Origin of the sequence: Pseudomonas edaphica (assembly GCF_005863185.1) — a bacterium.
Classification (GTDB): domain Bacteria; phylum Pseudomonadota; class Gammaproteobacteria; order Pseudomonadales; family Pseudomonadaceae; genus Aquipseudomonas; species Aquipseudomonas edaphica.
This window is the reverse complement of the sequence record NZ_VBVZ01000626.1, coordinates 1-3,550: the sequence shown is the minus strand read 5'-3', so window position 1 is coordinate 3,550 and position 3,550 is coordinate 1. Positions and strand designations below refer to the sequence as shown.

At 54.6% G+C, this 3,550-nt stretch carries 2 protein-coding genes; one reads left to right on the top strand and one right to left on the bottom strand.

Going from position 1 to position 3,550, the window contains the following annotated elements; translation table 11 throughout:
* Window positions 1–256: 256 nt before the first annotated feature.
* Entirely contained in the window at window positions 257–2,230 is a 1,974-nt protein-coding gene (locus FEM54_RS27845; RefSeq protein ID WP_138453784.1) for a hypothetical protein, read from the bottom strand.
* 246 nt (window positions 2,231–2,476) lie between these two features.
* On the opposite strand from FEM54_RS27845, the gene FEM54_RS27840 reads away from it, so the two are divergent.
* Window positions 2,477–3,550 (top strand): LacI family DNA-binding transcriptional regulator (locus tag FEM54_RS27840; RefSeq protein ID WP_138453783.1); only part of this gene is annotated, 1,074 nt, incomplete at its 3' end.

Genomic DNA, 3,550 nt, shown 5'->3' with positions numbered 1-3,550 from the left:
CCACAGGTTTGTTCCCGTCAGCCGCTGAAATATACCCTGTTACAGGGTCTACTCCTTGGATTTCGGGAGCAACTGCTCCAGGGCTGGGATCTGCCTTTACCGTAATTTTTTTACCGATCATGTCCTATTCTCCATCCGCAATTATATTTTTACCGAATAAAACCAAACGACCAGGGACCTCTGGATACTGAAGCCCTCACGCCACTTACCTCACTGCCACCTACACTTCGACCTTCATGAATGGATTTATCCAACGCTAGGCCGGCCCACAATACTTCCCAGTCGGATATTTAAGGTCAACTTGTACATACCCGACTTTCGATACGCCTATTAATCCGTGGTTTCGAAAAACACTATATTTTGCAGAGGCGCCGGCATAGTCCCTCAGCGGTTTGATTATGTTTTGATAATCTGTAATTTCAAAAGTATGGGACACTTGATTGACGCCCCACGTATGACTCAGGATAAGGGCTGTCGACGCTATCGGGTTGCGATCCGGGTAATTAGCGTACCCCTGGAACGACAGCGTACATACATCCCCTGGGGCTATACCGACTCCGGGCGTCACCTGCATCTGAAATACCTCCCAGGGAAGCGGGATTGGTTTGCCGTCGGGGCCAAAGCCAGGTGTGCAACTAATAATTTTATTAGGATGATTTATATTTTGAGGGAACGTGGGCTTTGGAAAACTTATAGGCGGCGTGATGGTTACGACAACACTTTGATTACCCGATCGTTGCTCGTTAACGCCGTTAGTGCTCACGTAATACACGGGGGCAGTCGTATTACCACCGCCCTGTATGATCGACCAGCTAATGCGATTATCAAAAACGATAAGGGCGCCAGCGGTGTCACCCAACTTGACGGTATAGGTTGCCACCGGCGCTGCCTGCCCCGGCCAGTACAGCAACAGCATGTCACCGACTTGCGGGTTACCGGACAGGCGCGCTTCCACTCTGACAGCGTCGATACTGTCGCGACTGTCCAGTTTATTGGCTGTATTGGACACCGCGCCATAGAGATTGGCCAAGTCCAACATTGGGTTAAGTAACGCTGGCGCCTGATTGTGATCGCGGCCGAATACCGTGAAATCCATATTGAGCAATTTCAGCGGAGACAGCGTCCCAGGGCCCACCGTGTCGGAAGCACGTCTAATGTAATAGCGAAACGGCACCTTGTCCTTTCGTTGCAGGTCGGAGCCGTTGGCAATCAGCTGCTGCCAGGTCAAGGTTCCGGTAAACGGAAATGAAGTGACAGGTATCGGCGGAAGTTTAACACCCGCCAATTCAGGGATACAGAGATCCCCAGGTATAAAATTGGTGTAGCTGCTGATGCCAAACGAGACGATATTACGCGCATCGTCACGTTTGATGAGTTGATCAAAATCAAACGCAGGCACCGTAGGCACGGGCAAATTGCCGGGCAGTGGCGTTAGACTCAGCAAGACACTTCCGGGCAAGGAAAGTTGACTAATGTTACCCGCCTCATCCTTGACTCGGTACACCGCAAACAATTCTTGTGCACCTGAAAACTTGCGAAATTCCGACACCAGCACCTTCAAAATAATTGCGCCTGCAATAGCAACTATTTTTTCAACGTGAATCGGTAAGCCAGTCGGATTTGAATTGCTGCTCATAAACCACAGAAATATTTCGTCAAGCGTGGCGCGAACCTTATAATCGCCCGGCACCACGACATCCAGTGTCAAATTATTATCCAGATCAGGATTAGTAATAACTGCACTTGAAAACACCGGCGCCTTAAGCACCTCGCCTTTACCCGGCGCACTGCGGTCGATAATAATCCTGACTGGGGGCGAGAAATTGGCCACCGGTGCGTCGGGTTGGTCATTGTGTATGCGATAAGAAAGATTGACGACAGCGTCATTCAGCAGCAAACCGCTAGGAATATACGCCGGCAGTGGAAAGTCGCCGGGAAACAACTCTCCCACGACCGGTATCGGTTCAACGTAAACAGGCAGCGCTAACCCGACGACATGCCAAACAAACACAATATAATCAGTGCTCCCCGGCTGGGTCAGTTCAATCCATGGGCCGGGTATCCATACGAGAAGATCATCATCCAATAAGCGTTTTGGAATCACACCACTTGCCAATCGTCCCTCAACGATTGGCAAGGGGGCTTGAGGCACGGCGGTCACAACTGTGCCGTCGGGCAAACCTGTGGCGCTATTGGTTTGAACATTGCTATTAGTTGGGGGGGGGCTCATATCATTCTCCGTAACAGCAACATTGCGCCGGTCACTGGTTTTTATTGAAGGCTGTGACGTTGATTGAATACCCGTTAGTAACTTCCCGATACTGTCAGAACTAACAGGTCTTACCGCCATTCGTCGGTTGCACGCGCGAATGAGCGCTTGCCGCGCGCTGAATGACACTTGACGTTGTTTCGTGAATGAGGTCTCCTGAAACCGGTTTCAGAACGTCACCACCTCCAATAAGAAAGGCCTGCCACCGTGACTCCTTTTTCCGCCGCCCAGCGCAGCCGCGTGACCATGCTCGACGTCGCCGAACGCGCCGGCGTGTCCAAAGCCAGCGTGTCGCGCTTTATCGGCGAGGACCGCGCCCTGCTCTCCGACGCCATTGCCTTGCGTATCGAGCAAGCGATCAGCGAACTCGGCTACCGCCCCAACCAGATGGCACGCGGGTTGAAACGCGGCCGCACGCGCCTGATCGGCATGCTGGTAGCCGATATCCGCAACCCCTACTCCATTGCCGTGATGCACGGCGTCGAAACCGCCTGCCGCCAGCATGGCTACAGCCTGGTGGTGTGCAACACCGACCGCGATGACGAGCAAGAGCGCCAGCACCTGGCGGCGCTGCGTTCGTACAACATCGAAGGGTTGATCGTGAACACCCTTGGCCACCACCTTGACCAACTGCTGGAGTTGCAGCGCGAAATGCCTCTGGTGCTGGTGGACCGCAAGGTCGAGCCGTTGCACAGTGACCTGGTGGGGCTGGATAACCCGGCGGCGGTGCGTATTGCGGTGGAGCATCTGCAACAGCAGGGTTATCGCGACCTGTTGCTAGTGAGCGAAAAAGCCGATGGCACCAGTTCACGTCTGGAACGTCAGGCGAGTTTCACGGCGGAAATTGCGGCCCGGCCGGCGTTGACCGGCGCGGTGCTGGAACTCGATGACAGGCTGGAAAACCGTCTGCACACTTTCTTGGCCAAGCCAGGCCCCAAGGCGTTGTTCTGCGCCAATGGCGTGGCTGCGCTGGCCTGCACCCACGCGCTCAAAGCGCTGGGCCGCAACCTCTTTGATGACTTCGGCCTGATTGCCCTGGATGACCTCGACTGGTACCCGCTGGTGGGCAACGGCATCACCGCCCTCGCCCAACCCACCGACGCGATTGGCGCCAGCGCCTTTGACTGCCTGCTTAAACGCTTGCGCGGCGATGACGCACCACCGCGTACCCTGGATTTTTTGCCCGAACTGATCGTCCGTGGCTCCACCCAATCCCTTGTGGGAGCTGGCTTGCCTGCGATGGCGGTGTGTCAGGCGACTACGGCTTCGCCTGACAGACCG